General features: G+C 33.0%; 15 protein-coding genes. All 15 read right to left on the reverse strand.

The features are described from left to right. Positions 1-17: 17 nt before the first annotated feature. A complete protein-coding gene (locus tag KTC92_RS08315; protein ID WP_165411605.1) occupies positions 18-452 on the reverse strand; it encodes an MOSC domain-containing protein in 435 nt (144 codons plus the stop codon). Beyond that, positions 452-931 (reverse strand): cyclic pyranopterin monophosphate synthase MoaC, encoded by a 480-nt coding sequence (gene moaC, locus KTC92_RS08320; RefSeq protein ID WP_253198186.1) that lies wholly within the window; start codon positions 929-931, stop codon positions 452-454. The genes KTC92_RS08315 and moaC overlap by 1 nt, the downstream gene beginning before the upstream one ends. 4 nt (positions 932-935) lie before the next feature. Then, positions 936-1,895: a GTP 3',8-cyclase MoaA gene (gene moaA, locus KTC92_RS08325; protein ID WP_220286532.1), complete on the reverse strand. Its 960-nt coding sequence runs from the start codon at positions 1,893-1,895 to the stop codon at positions 936-938. Positions 1,896-1,906: 11 nt separating this feature from the next. Further along, positions 1,907-3,814, reverse strand: a complete 1,908-nt coding sequence (locus tag KTC92_RS08330; RefSeq protein WP_220286533.1) for a molybdopterin biosynthesis protein — start codon at positions 3,812-3,814, stop codon at positions 1,907-1,909. Positions 3,815-3,828: 14 nt separating this feature from the next. Continuing rightward, positions 3,829-5,052 carry a molybdopterin molybdotransferase MoeA gene (locus KTC92_RS08335; RefSeq protein ID WP_220286534.1) on the reverse strand — a complete coding sequence of 408 codons (1,224 nt, stop codon included), beginning with the start codon at positions 5,050-5,052 and terminating at the stop codon, positions 3,829-3,831. A gap of 17 nt (positions 5,053-5,069) precedes the next feature. After that, entirely contained in the window at positions 5,070-5,561 is a 492-nt protein-coding gene (locus KTC92_RS08340) for a molybdenum cofactor biosynthesis protein B (RefSeq protein ID WP_220286535.1), read from the reverse strand. 516 nt (positions 5,562-6,077) lie between these two features. Further along, the gene (gene larA, locus KTC92_RS08345) at positions 6,078-7,352 is read right to left on the reverse strand and encodes a nickel-dependent lactate racemase (protein ID WP_216303158.1); all 1,275 of its coding nucleotides are present in this window, start codon (positions 7,350-7,352) and stop codon (positions 6,078-6,080) included. A 12-nt stretch (positions 7,353-7,364) separates the two neighbouring features. Beyond that, positions 7,365-8,888 carry an L-lactate permease gene (locus KTC92_RS08350; RefSeq protein ID WP_216303159.1) on the reverse strand — a complete coding sequence of 508 codons (1,524 nt, stop codon included), beginning with the start codon at positions 8,886-8,888 and terminating at the stop codon, positions 7,365-7,367. 110 nt (positions 8,889-8,998) lie between these two features. Then, complete coding sequence (locus KTC92_RS08355; protein WP_216303160.1) at positions 8,999-10,396, reverse strand: FAD-binding oxidoreductase; 1,398 nt, start codon at positions 10,394-10,396, stop codon at positions 8,999-9,001. Positions 10,397-10,485: 89 nt separating this feature from the next. Continuing rightward, the gene (locus tag KTC92_RS08360; protein WP_216303161.1) at positions 10,486-11,694 is read right to left on the reverse strand and encodes an electron transfer flavoprotein subunit alpha; all 1,209 of its coding nucleotides are present in this window, start codon (positions 11,692-11,694) and stop codon (positions 10,486-10,488) included. Between the two features lie 17 nt (positions 11,695-11,711). Then, positions 11,712-12,500 (reverse strand): electron transfer flavoprotein subunit beta/FixA family protein, encoded by a 789-nt coding sequence (locus KTC92_RS08365; RefSeq protein ID WP_216303162.1) that lies wholly within the window; start codon positions 12,498-12,500, stop codon positions 11,712-11,714. 216 nt (positions 12,501-12,716) lie between these two features. Then, positions 12,717-13,415, reverse strand: coding sequence for a FadR/GntR family transcriptional regulator (locus KTC92_RS08370; protein WP_216303163.1), 699 nt, complete (start codon positions 13,413-13,415; stop codon positions 12,717-12,719). Between the two features lie 627 nt (positions 13,416-14,042). Then, positions 14,043-14,798: a DeoR/GlpR family DNA-binding transcription regulator gene (locus tag KTC92_RS08375; protein WP_216303164.1), complete on the reverse strand. Its 756-nt coding sequence runs from the start codon at positions 14,796-14,798 to the stop codon at positions 14,043-14,045. 96 nt (positions 14,799-14,894) lie between these two features. Next, positions 14,895-16,490, reverse strand: a complete 1,596-nt coding sequence (locus KTC92_RS08380; protein ID WP_216303165.1) for a solute:sodium symporter family transporter — start codon at positions 16,488-16,490, stop codon at positions 14,895-14,897. Positions 16,491-16,516: 26 nt separating this feature from the next. Beyond that, entirely contained in the window at positions 16,517-17,413 is an 897-nt protein-coding gene (gene iolE, locus KTC92_RS08385; RefSeq protein WP_220286536.1) for a myo-inosose-2 dehydratase, read from the reverse strand. Between the last annotated feature and the right edge of the window lie 3 nt (positions 17,414-17,416).

Raw genomic sequence — 17,416 nt, forward strand, 5'->3', positions numbered from 1 at the left:
TTATTTTCTCTAAATACTTATTCCTCCACTACAATCTCATCTCCAGCCTGGATATACCCCTCCTCTAGTACCTTAGCAAATATCCCTTCTCTTGGCATTATACAGTCACCAACCAATTTCATAATTTCACAACCCTTATGACATTCCTTACCTATTTGTGTTACCTCTAAAACTACATTTCCTATTTTAAGTTTAGTTCCCACTGGCAGTTCATACAAAATTATTCCTTCGGTAGTAATATTTTCAGCAAACTTTCCTGAACATAAGCCCAGAGCTCCCTTAGCTTTCATTTTATCAATACTCTCAACACCAAGAAAACTCACCTGTCGATGCCAATTACCTGCATGTGCATCTCCCTCAAGTCCGTGATTGACTTTAAAAAAGCCTTTCTCTATAGGGTGTTTTATCACACCTTTTTTTTCACTTGTATTTATTGCAATAACCTTTGCCATTATAACGACTTCCTTTCGAATATTCCTGATTTTCCCCCGCTTTTTCTCACAAGCATAATATTATTTATAAGCATTTCCCTGTCAATTGCCTTACACATATCATAAATAGTTAATGCTGCGACAGATACCGCAGTTAGCGCTTCCATCTCAATGCCTGTCTTTCCTACAGTCCTTGTCGTTGCTTCTATTTCTATTTTAGTATTTTTAAAGTCAATTTTAAAACTTATATCACAAGCAGATATCATTATAGGATGGCACATTGGTATTATTTGCGAAGTACTTTTTGAACCCATAATTCCCCCTACTTGTGCTACAGCTAGTACGTCTCCTTTTGAAATAGACCCATCCCTTATTCTTTCAAGTGTTTCTCTTTTCATAGAAATTGACCCAACTGCTATAGCTTCCCGAACAGTGTCACACTTTTCAGATACATCAACCATTTTAGCTCTTCCTTCTTCATTTATATGCGTAAGTTCCATCACTTTATCCTCCTATCTGATACATCATCTTTTCACTTCTACTGGTTTTTTCCTCTTCAAGATGATGTTCGAGCGGTTTATTAAAAATTGCTTGTTTTAATACATTTGTAAGCATCTCTTCGTTATTTAGGTATTTCCTAATATTTATTTCTTCCTTTGAATGAAGACATGCTTTAATAGTTCCTGTAGATGTGAGCCTTATTTTATTACAATCCGCACAAAATTTACAACTTACTGGACTAATGAATCCAATTTTTCCTTTTGTCCCTTTAAGATTGTACAATTGAGCGGTGCTACTTTTAGGGGTTTCTATTTCAGTTAACTCAGGATGCAACTTTAGCATTTCCCTAAAACTTAATTTACTTTTTTCATAAAGTTTAATACCTTCACCTATTGGCATGAGTTCAATAAACCTTACTTCGATTGGCATTTCTCGAATTAAGGTTAAAAAGCCTTCAAACTCTGCATCATTAAAGCCTTTCATTAATACTGTGTTTATTTTGACCGGTTTTAACCCAAGGGTTAAACATTTATCTATACTTTCCATTACCTTATCTAGATTTCCTATTCTGGTTATACTTTTAAACTTTTCTTTATCTAAAGTATCAAGGCTAATATTTACCCTTTTAAGTCCAGCTTTTTTCAAATCTGATGCCATACCAGATAGCAAAATACCATTTGTAGTTATAGCAATATCATCTATTCCTGGCAGTTTTGAAGTTTCATATATAAGCTTGTCTAAATCTTTCATTACTAGTGGTTCCCCACCAGTGTATCTTACTTTATTAATACCTAATTTTTCTGCTGCCTTCACAATTTTTAATATCTCTTCAAAACGTAGAATATCCACATGATTCTTACTCTTAATTCCCTGCTCTGGCATGCAATATATACATCTTAAATTACATCTATCAGTTACCGATATCCTTAAATAATTGATATCTCTTCCATGACTATCCCTCATAAAACCGTCTCCTAAAGTTCAATTATTTCCCCTATTTGCGTATAATCATAGCCTCCAAGTTTATCAAGCTCACTTTTAAATTCATCTGTTTTAATTATTTTGATGAATTCCCTTATCATATCCATATCTATAAATTCCTTAGGCACAGCAAAATCATAATCCTCATCCCCAAGTTTTATAAAATCTAGACCCAAAAGCTTGGCTGCAGAATAAATTCCAAGTCCACAATCTGCATCTCCTGCTGCAACTACTGCTGCAACGGCAATATGGGTGAATTCTTCTCTTTCATATCCTGATATATTTTGTGGATTAATATGGAGCTTTTTTAAATTATAATCTAGAAGTAACCTTGTACCTGAACCTCTTTGCCTATTTATAAATCTTCTACCTTTTATAACTATATCCTGTAAACATTTAATATCTAAAGGATTCCCTTTAGAAACCATAATTCCCTGAACTCTTTTAACACCTTTAATTAATACCATAGGTTTATTTGGTAAATACTTTTTAATATAAGAAATATTATAACTACCATTCTCCATATCCAATAAATGAATAGGTGCTATATGAGTTTCTGAACCTATTAATGCCATTATTCCTCCCATACTTCCAACATGAGCAGAAGAAAGAAAATACTTCCCGTTTTTTATATGAAAAAGATCCGAAGCTATATCAACTATTGGGTCATGGCTTCCAATACATACAACTGTATTTTTAATTTCTTCCTTGCTTCTTAAAAGTTTAACATTCACCGTAGTTCCTACTTCATAGCCCTCAATATTTTGTGGTATTTCTAATATACCATCTGCCCTTACTAATGACATTGTTGTTCCAGCTCCACGACCTATAGGTGTTGCAATATATTTTCCCGAAACAAATCCAATTTTAACTCTTACAAATTCTAAATATTTTAAAGTTGACATTATACGCCTAGTAAGTACAACCTCAACAGTGGTATATTCTTCTTCATTTATCCCTATATAAGCATGTACTATTTTCTTGCATATATTATCCATTACGACATAAGCAGATACTGGAAATCCAGGTATACCAATCACAGGCTTTCCCTCTATACTTCCAAGAATAACAGGTTTACCAGGCTTTATAGCTATTCCATGTACATAAACCTCACCTAATTCTTCTATTACATTACAAGTAAAATCCTCTCTACCAGCTGAAGATCCTGCATTAATAAGTATAATATCGCATTGCTGGACTGCCTTTTTTACAGCATCTTTAATAAGTAAATAATCATCTTTTACTATGTCAAATCTTAGGGGTATACCTCCCCATTCCTTAACTTGGGCAGAAAATACTCTTGAATTGAACTCAATTATGTCTCCAATATTAAGTTCTTCACCTGGCTCCACCATCTCAGTTCCAGTCGGAATTATTCCAACCACCGGCCTTTTATAAACATCAATATTATTTACTCCCCCAGCTATAATAGAGCCTATATCTACTGGTCTAATCATATAATTTGAAGGGATAATAACTTGTGTTTTTACAATATCTTCTCCAATTGGTCTAATATTCTGAAAAGGGGCAGCACTTTTATAAATAGCTACTTTTCCCTTATCTAAATTTATCAAATCCTCTACCATAATTACACAATCGAATTCTTTAGGTATTGGATCTCCAGTATCCACTACTAAATAATCAATTCCTTCTCGTAGTTGGATATGACTCCGATCTGTTGCTCCATATGTTTTGGTACTTATAGTTGCAATACCATCCATAGCAGAACTATTATAAAAGGGTGAAGATATTTTCGCAAAAATTGATGAGTATGAAACTCTTCCTACAGATTCCCAAGTAACCACATTTTCCTTTTCACCTTTAATGCATAATAACTTATTAAAATATATTTTAACTGCTTCATTCAAATCAACATTTGATAGAAAGACTTCTTGAGCCAATACTCTCATCTCCTTTATAATTTATAGACTTCAACTGCTTGTCCTTCTTTTAAACCTTCCGCGTTTTTTTCTATTTTTATATACCCCCATGCCTTTGAAAATGCTGTTATAATCCCAGATTTACCAAACACCGGCTTTGCAATAACCATGCCTTCTATTGTTTCAAGCTCTACAGGTAGATATTCTTCACGGCCTTTAGCTTTATGGTAATTTATACTCATTACTGCATTTGTTCCATAAATCTTTTCGCTTTGAAGCATTAGGCTATATATATATTTTTGAACAAGTATTTTATATATAATACAACATGCAAGTGGATGTCCTGGAAGTCCAAATATTATTTTTTCTTTATGTTTTCCTATTATAGTTGGTTTCCCAGGCTTTACTGCTATTCCATGTACCAAGACCTCTCCATCGTCAAATGAAGCTATAACCTTTAAAGTGTGATCTTTCGTGCCAACAGAACTTCCTCCTGAAATTAGTACCACATCACATTCATTAGATGCTTTTTGTGTTGCACTCTTTAACAGTTCATAATCATCCTTAATAATTCCATAGCTTACTGGCTCCATTCCATCCTCAAGAAGTAGAGACCAAATCAGGTAAGTGTTTATGTCCCTCACTTCACCCAAAGAAGGCTTTACCTCGCAGGGTACTACTTCATCACCAGTTGAAATAATACCAACCCTAGGTCTTTTATAAACCATCACCTCAGAAATTCCTATACTTGCAAGAACACCTATCTCATAAGGCCTGAGTTTACTTCCCTTTTTTACGACAATATCCTGAGTATTTATATCTTCACCAATTTGTATTACATTATCACCCATAGCCACAGGTGAATAAATAAGTATTGTATTATCATCTAGCTTATGGCTGTACTCAACCATAACAACACTATCTGCGCTTTCCGGAAGCATCCCTCCTGTAGGTACGTATAAGCACTCCCCCCCTGCAATATCCGAGGGTGGGATATTCCCCATAAATACCTCACCCTTTAGTTCAAGCATAGACGGGAGTCCTTCACTAGCTCCAAATACATCTCTTGATCTTACTGCAAAGCCATCTACTGTCGATCTCTTAAATTCTGGTATATTACATTCTGCTTTTATATCTTTAAAACTAATTCTATTAACGCTTTGCATAATGTTAATTTTTTCACATTCAATCTTATAGATAAAAGAACTATCTATTATTTGTTTAGCTTCTTTTACAGATACCACATTAAAAAATTCCATTCTCATTCTCCCTTTTGTTAACTTCTACCACACTCGCTAGCTTCCCCTGTAAGTATAGCAATTCCATGTGGAATTGCAGGTATTATAAATTGAAGATTTTCTACAGCACCTTTTGGGCTTCCCGGAAGATTAATAATTAGAGTTTTTTTGCGGATTCCTGCAATGCTTCTTGAAAGCACAGCCTTTGATGTAATCTGGAGTGATTTCATCCTCATAACCTCACCAATGCCGGGTACATATTTCTCAATTACATTTCTAGTTGCCTCTGGCGTAACATCTCTTTCTGAAAACCCCGTTCCTCCATTAGTTAAAATTAAATCCACCTTAAGCTCATCACATAAATAAATCAATTCTTTTTCTATTTCCTGTTTCTCATCAGAAATTATTTTATAGAAACTTATAACAAATCCTTTACCTTCTAATTCATTTCTTATTGCAGGACCTGTCCCATCAATTCTTTCTCCCCTAGAACCTTTATCACTCATGGTTAAAATTGCAGTTTTTATCATTTTCATCACTCCTTTTCAACATCGGTCTTAACAATTTATGCCTAGAAACTTAAGAACCTTATTTTTTTACTTAATTTACTTAATTTTAATCTCATTATTATATTTTCAATTACTGAAGAATTCAATAAATAGGGCTTTTGAAGTATAACTAATATATCTCTTCTTATAAATTCACAAGTAAGGTATAATAAATGACAAAGTTATACTTATTGGTTATTTTTTAAATTTTGTACTTTTTTGTTTAATTATAACACTTTACTATAATACAAGTATTTTACCACATTTTTAATTTATATACTATGTGGCTACTTACGTAACAATATTAGTGACTACTCACCCCTCCTGTATATATTTATTTTTTTACATTTACCTAAAATTGAAAAAAAGTGGGAAACTCAAAATTCAGTTCCCCACTCCACAGTATTATTAGTCTTGAAATAAAATTATGTGAATTCTTCCACCCAATGTATTTTACCCGCCCCCAAATTATATTCAATAATAGTATTAATTTGAATGTTATTTTACAACAACTGAAACTCCATCTGGTATTACTGTTATCGTCGCATCATCTCCCTTTATTTTAAGAGCTCTAACAAGCGCTTCTTCAAAGGTAAATGCATGCTGCATATGCATATTCTTTATCATTTCAGGGTCACACATATCTGTAACAAGAATTACGGTATGCGCATCTAGTATCCGCGCAAGAATCTGAAATTCCCATTGATCTGGTGCTGTATCATTTCTTCCTACTTTAATTACCCTATCAAGAACTTCTCTTGGGCTACTTGCATTTGCGATATTGTCATAAAATGACTGACCACCATGTCCATCATTACAAGCAGACACCATGATTATAAGTCCGCCGTCCTTACAAGTTGCTTCTGCTGCAGTCATACCTTTTACAGTCTGATATATATTTTGGTCTAGTGGATATCCTCCATTAGTTGATATTGCAATATCTGCCTTCACAGCTTTCACAGCTGCAAGTTCCATAACAAATTTACAACCTTCAACGTGGGCAAGCTCACTATCTCCTGCAAATGCATTTATAACATTCTTCTCACTGTCAATAACAACATTTAGTATAAATGCCAGTTTAGCTTGCTTAGCAGCGTATAACATATCTCTATGAATTGGATTATTTTCAATAACTCCGGACCGTGCGTACTCACTTGCTATAAATTCAGAACAATGATTTGCCATAACTGTCTTTGCTGATGCCACTCCGGGGAGAACACTCTTGCGTCCTCCAGAAAAACCTGCAAAGAAGTGTGGTTCTATAAATCCTTCTGAAATTAAAAGTTCAGCTTCCATCGCTATCTTATTAAGCAATAGTTCTCCACCTGAGGGAAGAGTTCCGACGCGTACCATATCGCCATAATCCTCTGATACATGATTTATTATAACTTCATTATCTACTATTTCCTGACCAAACTTATCAATCATTTCTTCTCTTGTAGTAGGTCTATGGAAACCAGTAGCAATTAATATTGTTATTTCAATTTTAGGGTTCGATGATCTTATTCTTTCAAGTAGTATTGGCAGTGTTACTTTACTTGGTACAGGTCTTGTATGGTCACTAGTTATTAATACTAAGTTTTTCTTCCCCTTAACTAGCTCTTCTAGTTTTGCACTTCCAATAGGGTTATCAAGTGCTTTTTTTACAATTTCCTGCTGAGTACTTTCAACTTTGTATGCATGAGCTTTTGATTCTAATATTGCTACCAAATTTTTATCTGGAATTTCAATTTCCAAAAACTGTTTTGAATATGGTATTTTTACTTTAGTCATATATATTCCTCCCTACATTATAAAATATTTTGCTCCAAAGTACGTAATTAATCCTAATATTGCTACATATGCAAGGCAAAATTTTAAAGTTGCCTTTAATATCTTACCTTCAGCTCCTACAAGTCCAGTGGCTGCTGTGGCAACTGCAATACTTTGAGGAGAAATCATTTTACCTGCAGTGGCACCACCAGTATTAGCAGCTGCTAACCAATAAGGACTCATATGTAAATTTTTTGCAACTTCAACTTGAAGTGGTCCGAACAATACATTTGCAGAGGTATCACTCCCAGTTACAAAAGTACCTAAAGCACCTATGATTGGGGCAAACAATGGATAAAAGCTTCCTGTTGCTGCAACTAAAACCACGGCAATAGATGTTATCATTCCGCTATGACTCATTACCTTTGCAAGAGAGACTATTGCAAGTATTGTAATTGCAGTTTTACTCATTTGTTTGCAAGTATCAATAAATACTTTTACTATTTCTTTAAACTTAGCTCCCTGAATAAGTCCCCCTATAAATGTGGCAAGAATTATAAGTGTCCCTGGATTAGCAATCCATATAAAAGAACTAATTTTTGCATCTGGGCCATTATATATTTGAACAGATGTTTGTATAGATGATAATGGTTTATTGATTGCTGGTATAAGAGAACTTGTTATTAATATAAAAGTCAGAACTAAGATAAATGGCACCCATGCCAATAACCCTTGTTTTGCGGATATACTAACTTTATCTTTAGATGCAGTATTTTTATAGAATATTTTAGTTATTGCAACTGTTACAATAATACATATTATTGAACCAATTAGTGCTGGAAGTTCAGGACCCATATATTTTGCAACTAGAAGTTCTGGTATTGCAAAAGCTAGTCCTGACGCAATACAAATAAGCACAACTCCCTTTATTGCCTTTACACTTTTACCTGTTAGCATTACTAATATTAATGGTAAAACTGCAATTAATACAAATAATTGAATTGCAACTGCATAGCTTAAAGTAACAGGATCAATTGCTGCAACCTTTGCTAAGGTTGTTACAGGTAGACCTATTGCTCCAAAAGCTGTTGGTGTTGTATTTGCAATAAGACATATTATTGCTGCAAATACAGGATTAAAGCCAAGTGCGGCTAAAATACTGGCAGGTATTGCAACTGCCGTACCAAAACCTGCAATTGCTTCAAGAAATCCACCAAAACCCCAAGCAATAATTAAAACTAAAATTCTCTTATCAGTTGTGATTCCTGTCATCATATCCTTTATTACGTCCATACTTTTTGTATGAATAGAAAGATTGTAGGTAAACACTGCTGCAATTATTACAACAATTATTGGCCATATTGCCATTGCTGCACCCTCAAGTGTCGCTGTGAGAGCTTGACTAATTGGCATCTTCCAAACTAGGATTGCAAGTATTATTGTAATTACGAGTGTGATTGAACAAGTTTTATGTCCTGGCATTTTTAAAACACCGAGCGAAACCATGAGCCATACAATGGGGATAAGTGCTATGAAAAATAATAAATAATTATTCATCTTTTATTCCCTCCTCTATTAATAATACTAGTCACAATACTGAAATCGACTACATCAAAGTATTATTATATCGCCAACATCTTTAAAAGACATTGGCGATATCATTTTTTCTATTCACAAACCTTTCCTGGATTTAATATATTATTAGGATCAAATGCCAATTTTATATTTTTCATAAGTCCTACATATACAGGGCCAAATTGTTCAAGCATATATGCTTTCTTAGCAAATCCAATTCCATGTTCTCCAGATACTAAACCCTTGAGCTCCCTTGATTTTTCATACATTGCTTCAAATACTTCTTCAATCTTCACTGACCATTCTTTATCTGTAAGCTCATCCTTTAATACATACACATGTAAATTACCATCACCTGCATGACCAAAGCTTCTTATTCTCACATCAAATTCTTTTTGAAGTTCATTAGTATACTTAATGAACTGCGCAACTTTATTTCTTGGAACAACAACATCACATTCATCCATATCAGTTGTCGTTGCTTTAACAGCTTCAAGGAAAGCTCCTCTTGCAGACCAAACAGCTTCTTTTCTTTCATCTGTATCAGTTATAAATACATCAAGAGCACCTTCTTCAAGGCAAATGTTAGCTACACTTTCATAAGCTCTTTCTATTTCTTCTATGCTATTACCATCAAAAGTTAGTAAAAGATATGCATCTGACGAATTATCCGGGAATTTTTTTCCTAGGAATTCTTCAGCAGCAATAATAACTTCTCTTTGCATAAATTCTATAGCAGTTGGTACAGATTTTGATTTAACTATCAAAGGTACTGTTCCTATTGCCATATCAAGATTTGGAAAAGGTATTAAGAGCGATACAGCTTTCTTAGGTAGTGGTATAAGTTTTAATATAATTTTTGTGATTATTCCAAGGGTTCCTTCAGATCCACATATTAAATCTTTTATGCTGTATCCAGTAGAATTCTTAACTACTTTCCCTCCAACATCAAGTATTTCTCCGCTTGGAAGCACTACTTCAAGGCCTCTTATATAATCTCTAGTAACTCCGTACTTAACAGCTCTCATTCCACCTGCATTTGTATTGATATTACCAGCAATTGTAGCCGATTTTTCACCTGGATCTGGTGGATAAAATAAATCAAACTCTTCAACGTATTTGCTTATTTCCATTAAAAGTACGCCTGGTTCAAGAGTTAATGTTAAGTTTTCTTCATCAATCTCAAGTATTTTGTTCATTCTGGACATATTTATCATAATTCCACCGTGAATTGGAACTGATGCTCCAACTAGTCCTGTTCCAGAACCTCTTGCTACAACAGGAATCATGTTTTCATTTGCATATTTCATAATCTTTGATACTTCGCTTGCTTCAAGAACCTCAACTAATACGTCGGGCATTTTGCTTATTCCACCCATCTCGTCATGGCTAAAATCATCATTTATTGCTTCTCCAGTAAACACCCTATCTTTATCTAATATTGACACTAAAAACTCTATATCCTTAGCATCAAGTTTTTTGTAATCCATAAAATTACCTCCTCGATTCTGAATTTAGTGTTTAAACCTAGTTAGTTTAAACACTAACTTGCCTATTATCTATAACTCCAGTTTAAAAGTTAACGTATACAATACTCAGCTCCTGAATTTTTAATATTTTCAATCAATTGAGGAACTATTTCATAAATATCTCCTACTATCCCATAATGAGCTACATTGAATATAGAAGCATTTTCATCTTTATTTATTGCAAATATACGCTCTGAACTATTCATACCAGCTGTAAACTGAACTGCACCAGAAATTCCAAGAGCTATTATTAGCTTTGGTTTAACTGTTCTACCAGAAAGACCAATTTGTTTCTTAGCATTAATCCAACCTGCTTCAATTGTTGGTCTTGTCCCAGCTATTTGAGCACCAAGAATGTCTGCTAATTCTTGAATCATAACCATATCCTTCTCTGATTTTAATGCCCTACCAACTGCAATGATTACTTCTGCATCTGAAATATTTTCCTCAACTTCTTTCTTTGTAACCTTTAATACTTCAATATTCGAATCGAGTTTTGCTCTATCCATTTCACAGATTGTAATCTTACCTTTTGCATCGCACTGTTTTTCAGGTGCATTCATAACCTTATATCTTACTGTTGACATCTGTGGTCTATTATTAGGACATACAATTTGAGCCATAATGTTACCACCAAAAGCAGGTCTTATCTGTACAAGGTCTGTATTTTCTTTCATTTTAAGTATTGTACAATCAGCTGTGAGTCCAGTTCTAAACCTTGCGGCTACCCTTGGGGCAAGAGATCTACCAATTGTTGTAGCACCAACCAATAATGATGATGGCTTTACCTTGTTTACAAAGTCTTCAAATGCAGCTGTATAAGGTTCTATTCTAAACTCTTCAAATTCTTTATAATCGTATACAAAGACCTCATCAACTCCATAATGAAGCAATTCTTTAGCCTTTTCCTTTATGTTATAACCAATAAATACACAATATACTGGGAAATTAACAACTGCCGCAAGCTCCCTAGCTTTCCCGATAAGCTCCATTGTTACAGGATGTATAACTCCTTCTACATGGTCAACATATACTCCTATACCCTTCCATAAACTTTTATCAACTTGCACGGCCTCTGTTTCAATAAATTCCATTACACCTGTTGGACCTTTTTTAACGCAAATCTTACACATTTTACATCCTGCATTAACTTCAATTTTACCATCTATGTATTCAATAGCACCAAAAGGGCAAACCTTTATTAATTCTTGAATATTTGAATCGTTTACTTTCTCTTGGTTACAAATTAACTTACTCATGAAAATTCCACCCTTCTCTATACAAATTTTAATTCTTTAAGTTTTGCAGCTATTTTTAAACTAAGCTCTGCACCATTGCCTGTCCATGTTTCTCTATCATTATTTACATCTGGTGGAAATATTCTTTCTACCTGAGTTGGTGAACCATTAAGTCCATATTTCTTTTCATCTTTATCTTCAAAATCGTTTAGTGTTATCATTTTTATTTCTCTATCTTTTGTAGCTAATTTTTTCCTATAAGATGGAAGTCTTGGTTGAAATATATCTTTATCTACAGTTAAAAGACATGGAAATTGAATCTCTGCTACTTCAACAGTATTTGCCATATCCATTTCTACAATAATTGATTTTTCTTTTATTTCTATTATTTTTAAAACGTTTGCAATGTGAGGAATATTAAGATATTCAGCCATTTCTGGTCCTACTTGAGCAGTGTCTCCGTCTGTTGTCTGCTTTCCACATAATATGAGATCAAATTCTCCCATTTTCCTTACACCTTGTGAAAGTGTATACGCTGTAGCAAGAACATCTGCTCCGGCAAACTTTCTATCAGATACAAGTGCTCCTTCATCTGCTCCCATCATATATGCTTCGCGAATTACATCATTTGCTTGTGGTGGTCCCATAGTTATAACCTTAATTACCCCACCTTTTTCTTCCTTTATTCTAAGTGCTGTTTCTAATGCATATAAATCATAAGGATTCATTTTTGAATCTACACCATCTCTTTTTAAAACACCTGTAACTGGATCTACTTCAACTTTTGAAGTTCCTGGAACTTGCTTTATACAAACTAAAATTTCCATATGTGCTCCTCCATTCTTTTTATAGAAAATCTAAAACTCATTAATGGTAAGATGGTCTGACCATCTTTTAAATCATAATAACACACTATTGAAAATATTTCTACTATTATTAATTAATTAATTAACAATATTTATTTTATTTAAAAATTTAAAAGCGAGGGTAATATTTGTTATTACTCTCACTTTTTGCTCTGGACAAAATTATATGTTTTGAAATCATTTTATTTTACTCATATACCTATTTGCAAAATCTAAATGTTCCCGCATTGCTTTTCTAGCATCAGCTGAGCTATGTTTTTCCATAGATAAATATATCTCATTGTGCTGAGAAAAAAGTATTTCTTTATTTTCTGGGTCAACTAATATTAATTTTCTTGCATCCTTAATAAAATGATCTACAAGCGTTGAAACTGTTTTAAGAATGTTAAATACTAAAACATTGCCCGAGCACTCAGCAATCTTATAATGAAACTCTTTATCAATTTCAACATTAGTATTCTCGTCCGCACAATTCATAAATCTTTGAGTAAGCTCTTTTAACTCTTTTAGTTGTTCACTGGTTATCCTATTCGCAGCAAGGCCTGAAGCCTCAACCTCCACAATCTTTCTAAGCTCCCATATCTCTTCTGGATTGCTTCCCTCTAACATAAACATAATTGATAGCGGTTCAAATAATTTATCTTGAAAATTTGCTTTTATATAACTACCTTCTCCTTGTCTGCACTCTATAAGTCCAATGACTTCTAATGTTCTAAGCGCTTCACGGATAGAAGCCCTGCTTACCTTTAATTGCTCCACTAAATTCCTCTCTGAAGGAAGTTTGTCACCCTTTTTAAGCGTACCTTTATCAATCATATTTTTTATTTGATCTATTACCTGTTCATAAACTTTTGTGTTTTTTATTGGACTAAACATTTTGTTCCCCCTGTATATTTCTGCAAATAGTTAAATATAAATTTTACATTTTTATCTATTACGCTTCTTCTAATATTCAAAACCCGCACAATACATTTTATTCAAATTCCACATAATATATACATTATAACATAATATATGTATTGCAACGTAATAATTATAGTTTCATAATACTTCAAAAAATTTCTTAATAACTATATATAATTGTGGATTGGCATAATAAACATCATCAGAGTGGATTAAAAAACCGACAAGACTCATACAGTCTTATCGGTTAAATCATCACCTTCGTAGCTGCTCATCATCTTGGACGCTGCAAAATTAATCTTACAGTTTAAATTTTGAACCATGCTATTCAGTTTTCCCGCTAATTTGGATTGATTTTTAGAAGCAAAGCCTTCTCACATAAATTTTTAATGCGATAGCCTTTAATTTCAGTATTTATGGTTGAAAAATAGAAGGACATCCCCTTATTTGGCATAATTGAATGACAACAAACAAAAACCAAAAGGGATGTTCTTTATGAATATAATTATAACAAAAAATTATACTGAAAAACAGTTTAATTTGATAAATTTTTTATTATTTTTATTATAATCCTCAATAATTAAAAATGCCCTTGAACCATTATTCAGAGAAAATAAAATTAATTTTATTTTCTTCAAAAAATTCTATATATTTTTCAGATGGTTTTCTATCTGTTATAAGATAATCTATATCTGTTAATTGACAATAAGTCATAAGTGATGAAACTTCAAATTTAGACGAATCTGCTAACAAATACAACTCATTACTCTTTTCTACTATAATTTTTTTAATTTTATATTCTAATGGTGAAGAATTTGTGGCTCCATTAGATATAGAAATACCTGAAGCAGCCATAAATGCTTTATTTATATTATAATCTTTGAATATTGTAAGAGTATTTATCACCTCAAAAGAATTTGTTTTTCTTATTAACCTTCCTCCCGTACAAATAACATTTAAATTTGGAAAAGGGAGTGCGATTATTATAACATTCAAACTATTCGTCAGTATAGTTACATCATTTTTGTTTTTTAAGAAGTCTATCATATTAATTGTTGTTGTCCCAGAATCAATGAATATTACATCTCCATCATTTACAAATTCAGATGCAACCTTAGCTATTGCCATTTTTTCATAATTATTTTTAATGTTTCTTTCTTCGAAAGGAATTATTTCTTTAATAATAGCTGTTACTCCTCCATAAACTTTTTTTACACTCCCTTTTTTTACAAGTTCATTTATATATCGGCGAATTGTATTTTTAGAGATTTTAAAAATATCGCATAATGAATCTAAAGTGACTGATTCATTTCTTAATATATATTCCTCAATTTCTTTGATTCTATTAATTTTCATAATCAATTATCCTTTCGCACATGATTTTTCTAGGCGATAGATTGTAATTTCAGTATTTATAGCAAAAACCCATAAGAACATTCTCTTATTTCTTTTTTATCTAGCAAGTCCTAGTGGTGAAAATAATATATACATTCCGATCATACAAATTACAACAGCTATTCCAATACACTTTCCATATTTCCAAGGTGTTAAATCAACTTTACTTTCATCATCTTGAATTTTGAATGGTATTTCCATCGGTTTTAATTTACCAATTAATAACATTATTAAAATATCCAAGAAAAATAAACCACTCAATACGTATAAAAAATTAACATCAGCAAATAAAAATTTAGAAATCGTATAGGCTATAATATGAAAAATCATTGTTACTTTTGCGGCTAAGGCAGGAACACGTTTTGTATAGAAACCAAGCAGAATAATTGCTAGTAATGGCATATTATAAAAGCCATTGTATTCTTGAAGGAAAGTATACAAACCTGCTGGTGCATAAGCAATAAAAGGGGCTACAACTATTGAAACTATTGCTACAAATGCTGTCACTATTTTTCCAACCTTAACAACTTCTTTGTCAGAAGCTTTAGGACGAATTATTGGTTTATAAAAGTCTAATGCGAATAGGGTTGAAGTACTATTTAAAGCTCCTGCGAAAGAACTTAAAATAGCTCCAAAAATTACTGCTCCGAAAATACCATAAGCCCATGTTGGAAGTACTGCCGTGACTAAAGATGGGTACGCATCATCAGCTACTTTTAGTGTCTTTCCAAACATATTATATGCAATAATCCCCGGAAAAACTAAAAATAAAGCTCCAAAAATTTTAAAAAAGCCTACATATAAAGCACCCTTTTGTGCTTCTTTGAGATTCTTTCCAGCTAATGCTTTTTGAACAATCATTTGATTAGTACACCAATAAAATAGATTATTGAAAAACATCCCGAGGAACAATGTCGGCCAAGGAATCAATTTTGAATCAAGTGCTCCGATAGCATTTAATTTGTCTGGAGTTCGCTGGATTATTAATTGAATTCCTCCAGTGAAACTACCGTTACCGAGCAAGATTAATCCTAAAATTGGAATTGAAATACCTCCAACAATTAAACCAACACCATAAATCGTATCACTAAAGGCACTTAAAGAAATTCCTCCAATCAACACATACAAGAGTCCAACCAAGCCAATAAATGCTGCTACAATTATAATTGCAACTTGGCCATTTACATTTAATAACTTATCTATATGGAAAAGTTTATTAAAAACTAACGCTCCTGAAAACAATACGACCGGTAAAAAAGTAACTGTATAACTTACTAGAAACAAAAATGATATAATTCTTTTAGTCGTTGTATCATAACGAATTTCAATAAAATCAGAAATAGTACTAATTCCATGTTTTAAGTATTTAGGTAAGAAAACAAACGCCAGTAGCACACAAGCAAAAGCAGCTGTAACCTCCCAAGCCATTACCTCCATTCCAGCTACGTAACTTTGGCCATTTTGTCCAACAATTTGCTCTGTAGATAGATTCGTCATTAGAATTGTTCCAGCAATTGTTATTCCTGTTAGGCTTCGTCCTCCAAGGAAATAACCATCCGCATCATCTTTGTTAATTAATTGTGATTTTTTCCAAGCAATAAACCATACAGTTGCAACGATAGCCATAAATGTAATTCCTGAAAAGAGATTCATTAAGTCACCCCCTTTTTGTAATAGGATTATGCTCCGCATATATCTTTAATATATTTTCTTGCTTTTACTGCATATTCAAATGGATTTGCCTTTGCTGGGTCTTGCTCTGCTTCCACCAATAGCCAACCCTCATAATTATTGTCTGCTAAAATTTTGAATATTGGCTTAAAATCAATGCTTCCATCACCTGGCACTGTAAAAGCTCCTAATCGAACTCCTTTTAAGAAACTAAGTTTTTCATCTTTAACCTTTTTTACTATTTCCGGTCTAATATCTTTTAAATGAACATGCTTGATTCTATTTATATATTTTTTAAGTATTGCTATATGATCCTCACCTGAATATACTAAATGACCTGAATCAAATAACAAGTAAACTAAATTTTCATAAGTAATACTCATAAGCTTATCTATCTCTTTTGTTGTTTGTACTCCTGTTCCCATATGATGATGGTAAACCATTTTCATTCCCTTATCTTGAGCTAACTTTCCTAGCTTGTTTAATCCATTTCCAAGCAGCTTCCATTCTTCCTCATTAAAATGGTACTTCCCATCAAACACTGGAGTATCTAGTTCACCTTGTACGCTATGTCCTTGCTCAGCTACAACGATTACATCAGCCCCAAGATCATGTAGAAAATCTCTATGCTTAACAAATTCTGCCTCAGTTTCTTCATATGGTTTCGTAGTTAAGAACGAACTAAACCAAGCACTTGCAATTTCCAACCCTCTAAGCTCTAAAGCCTTTTTTAAAACTTTAACATCCTTTGGATACTTATTTCCGACCTCTGTTCCTTGGAAACCGGCTAATGCGGCTTCACTCAAGCACTGATCAAAAGTATTTTCTTTTCCTAAATCTGGCATATCATCATTTGTCCATGCAATTGGAGCAATACCTAATTTGACCTTTTTACTATTTAACATAAT

The organism is Clostridium sp. CM027 (genome assembly GCF_024730565.1).
In the GTDB taxonomy this organism is placed as follows: domain Bacteria; phylum Bacillota; class Clostridia; order Clostridiales; family Clostridiaceae; genus Clostridium_AD; species Clostridium_AD estertheticum_B.

What these genes read in the sequence shown, in the direction of transcription:
- KTC92_RS08315 (WP_165411605.1), bottom strand. Translation starts at nt 452, where the DNA reads ATGGCAAAGGTTATTGCAATAAATACAAGTGAAAAAAAAGGTGTGATA.
- moaC (WP_253198186.1), bottom strand. Translation starts at nt 931, where the DNA reads ATGGAACTTACGCATATAAATGAAGAAGGAAGAGCTAAAATGGTTGAT.
- moaA (WP_220286532.1), bottom strand. Translation starts at nt 1,895, where the DNA reads ATGAGGGATAGTCATGGAAGAGATATCAATTATTTAAGGATATCGGTA.
- KTC92_RS08335 (WP_220286534.1), bottom strand. Translation starts at nt 5,052, where the DNA reads ATGGAATTTTTTAATGTGGTATCTGTAAAAGAAGCTAAACAAATAATA.
- KTC92_RS08340 (WP_220286535.1), bottom strand. Translation starts at nt 5,561, where the DNA reads ATGATAAAAACTGCAATTTTAACCATGAGTGATAAAGGTTCTAGGGGA.
- larA (WP_216303158.1), bottom strand. Translation starts at nt 7,352, where the DNA reads ATGACTAAAGTAAAAATACCATATTCAAAACAGTTTTTGGAAATTGAA.
- KTC92_RS08350 (WP_216303159.1), bottom strand. Translation starts at nt 8,888, where the DNA reads ATGAATAATTATTTATTATTTTTCATAGCACTTATCCCCATTGTATGG.
- KTC92_RS08355 (WP_216303160.1), bottom strand. Translation starts at nt 10,396, where the DNA reads ATGGATTACAAAAAACTTGATGCTAAGGATATAGAGTTTTTAGTGTCA.
- KTC92_RS08360 (WP_216303161.1), bottom strand. Translation starts at nt 11,694, where the DNA reads ATGAGTAAGTTAATTTGTAACCAAGAGAAAGTAAACGATTCAAATATT.
- KTC92_RS08365 (WP_216303162.1), bottom strand. Translation starts at nt 12,500, where the DNA reads ATGGAAATTTTAGTTTGTATAAAGCAAGTTCCAGGAACTTCAAAAGTT.
- KTC92_RS08370 (WP_216303163.1), bottom strand. Translation starts at nt 13,415, where the DNA reads ATGTTTAGTCCAATAAAAAACACAAAAGTTTATGAACAGGTAATAGAT.
- KTC92_RS08375 (WP_216303164.1), bottom strand. Translation starts at nt 14,798, where the DNA reads ATGAAAATTAATAGAATCAAAGAAATTGAGGAATATATATTAAGAAAT.
- KTC92_RS08380 (WP_216303165.1), bottom strand. Translation starts at nt 16,490, where the DNA reads ATGAATCTCTTTTCAGGAATTACATTTATGGCTATCGTTGCAACTGTA.
- iolE (WP_220286536.1), bottom strand. Translation starts at nt 17,413, where the DNA reads ATGTTAAATAGTAAAAAGGTCAAATTAGGTATTGCTCCAATTGCATGG.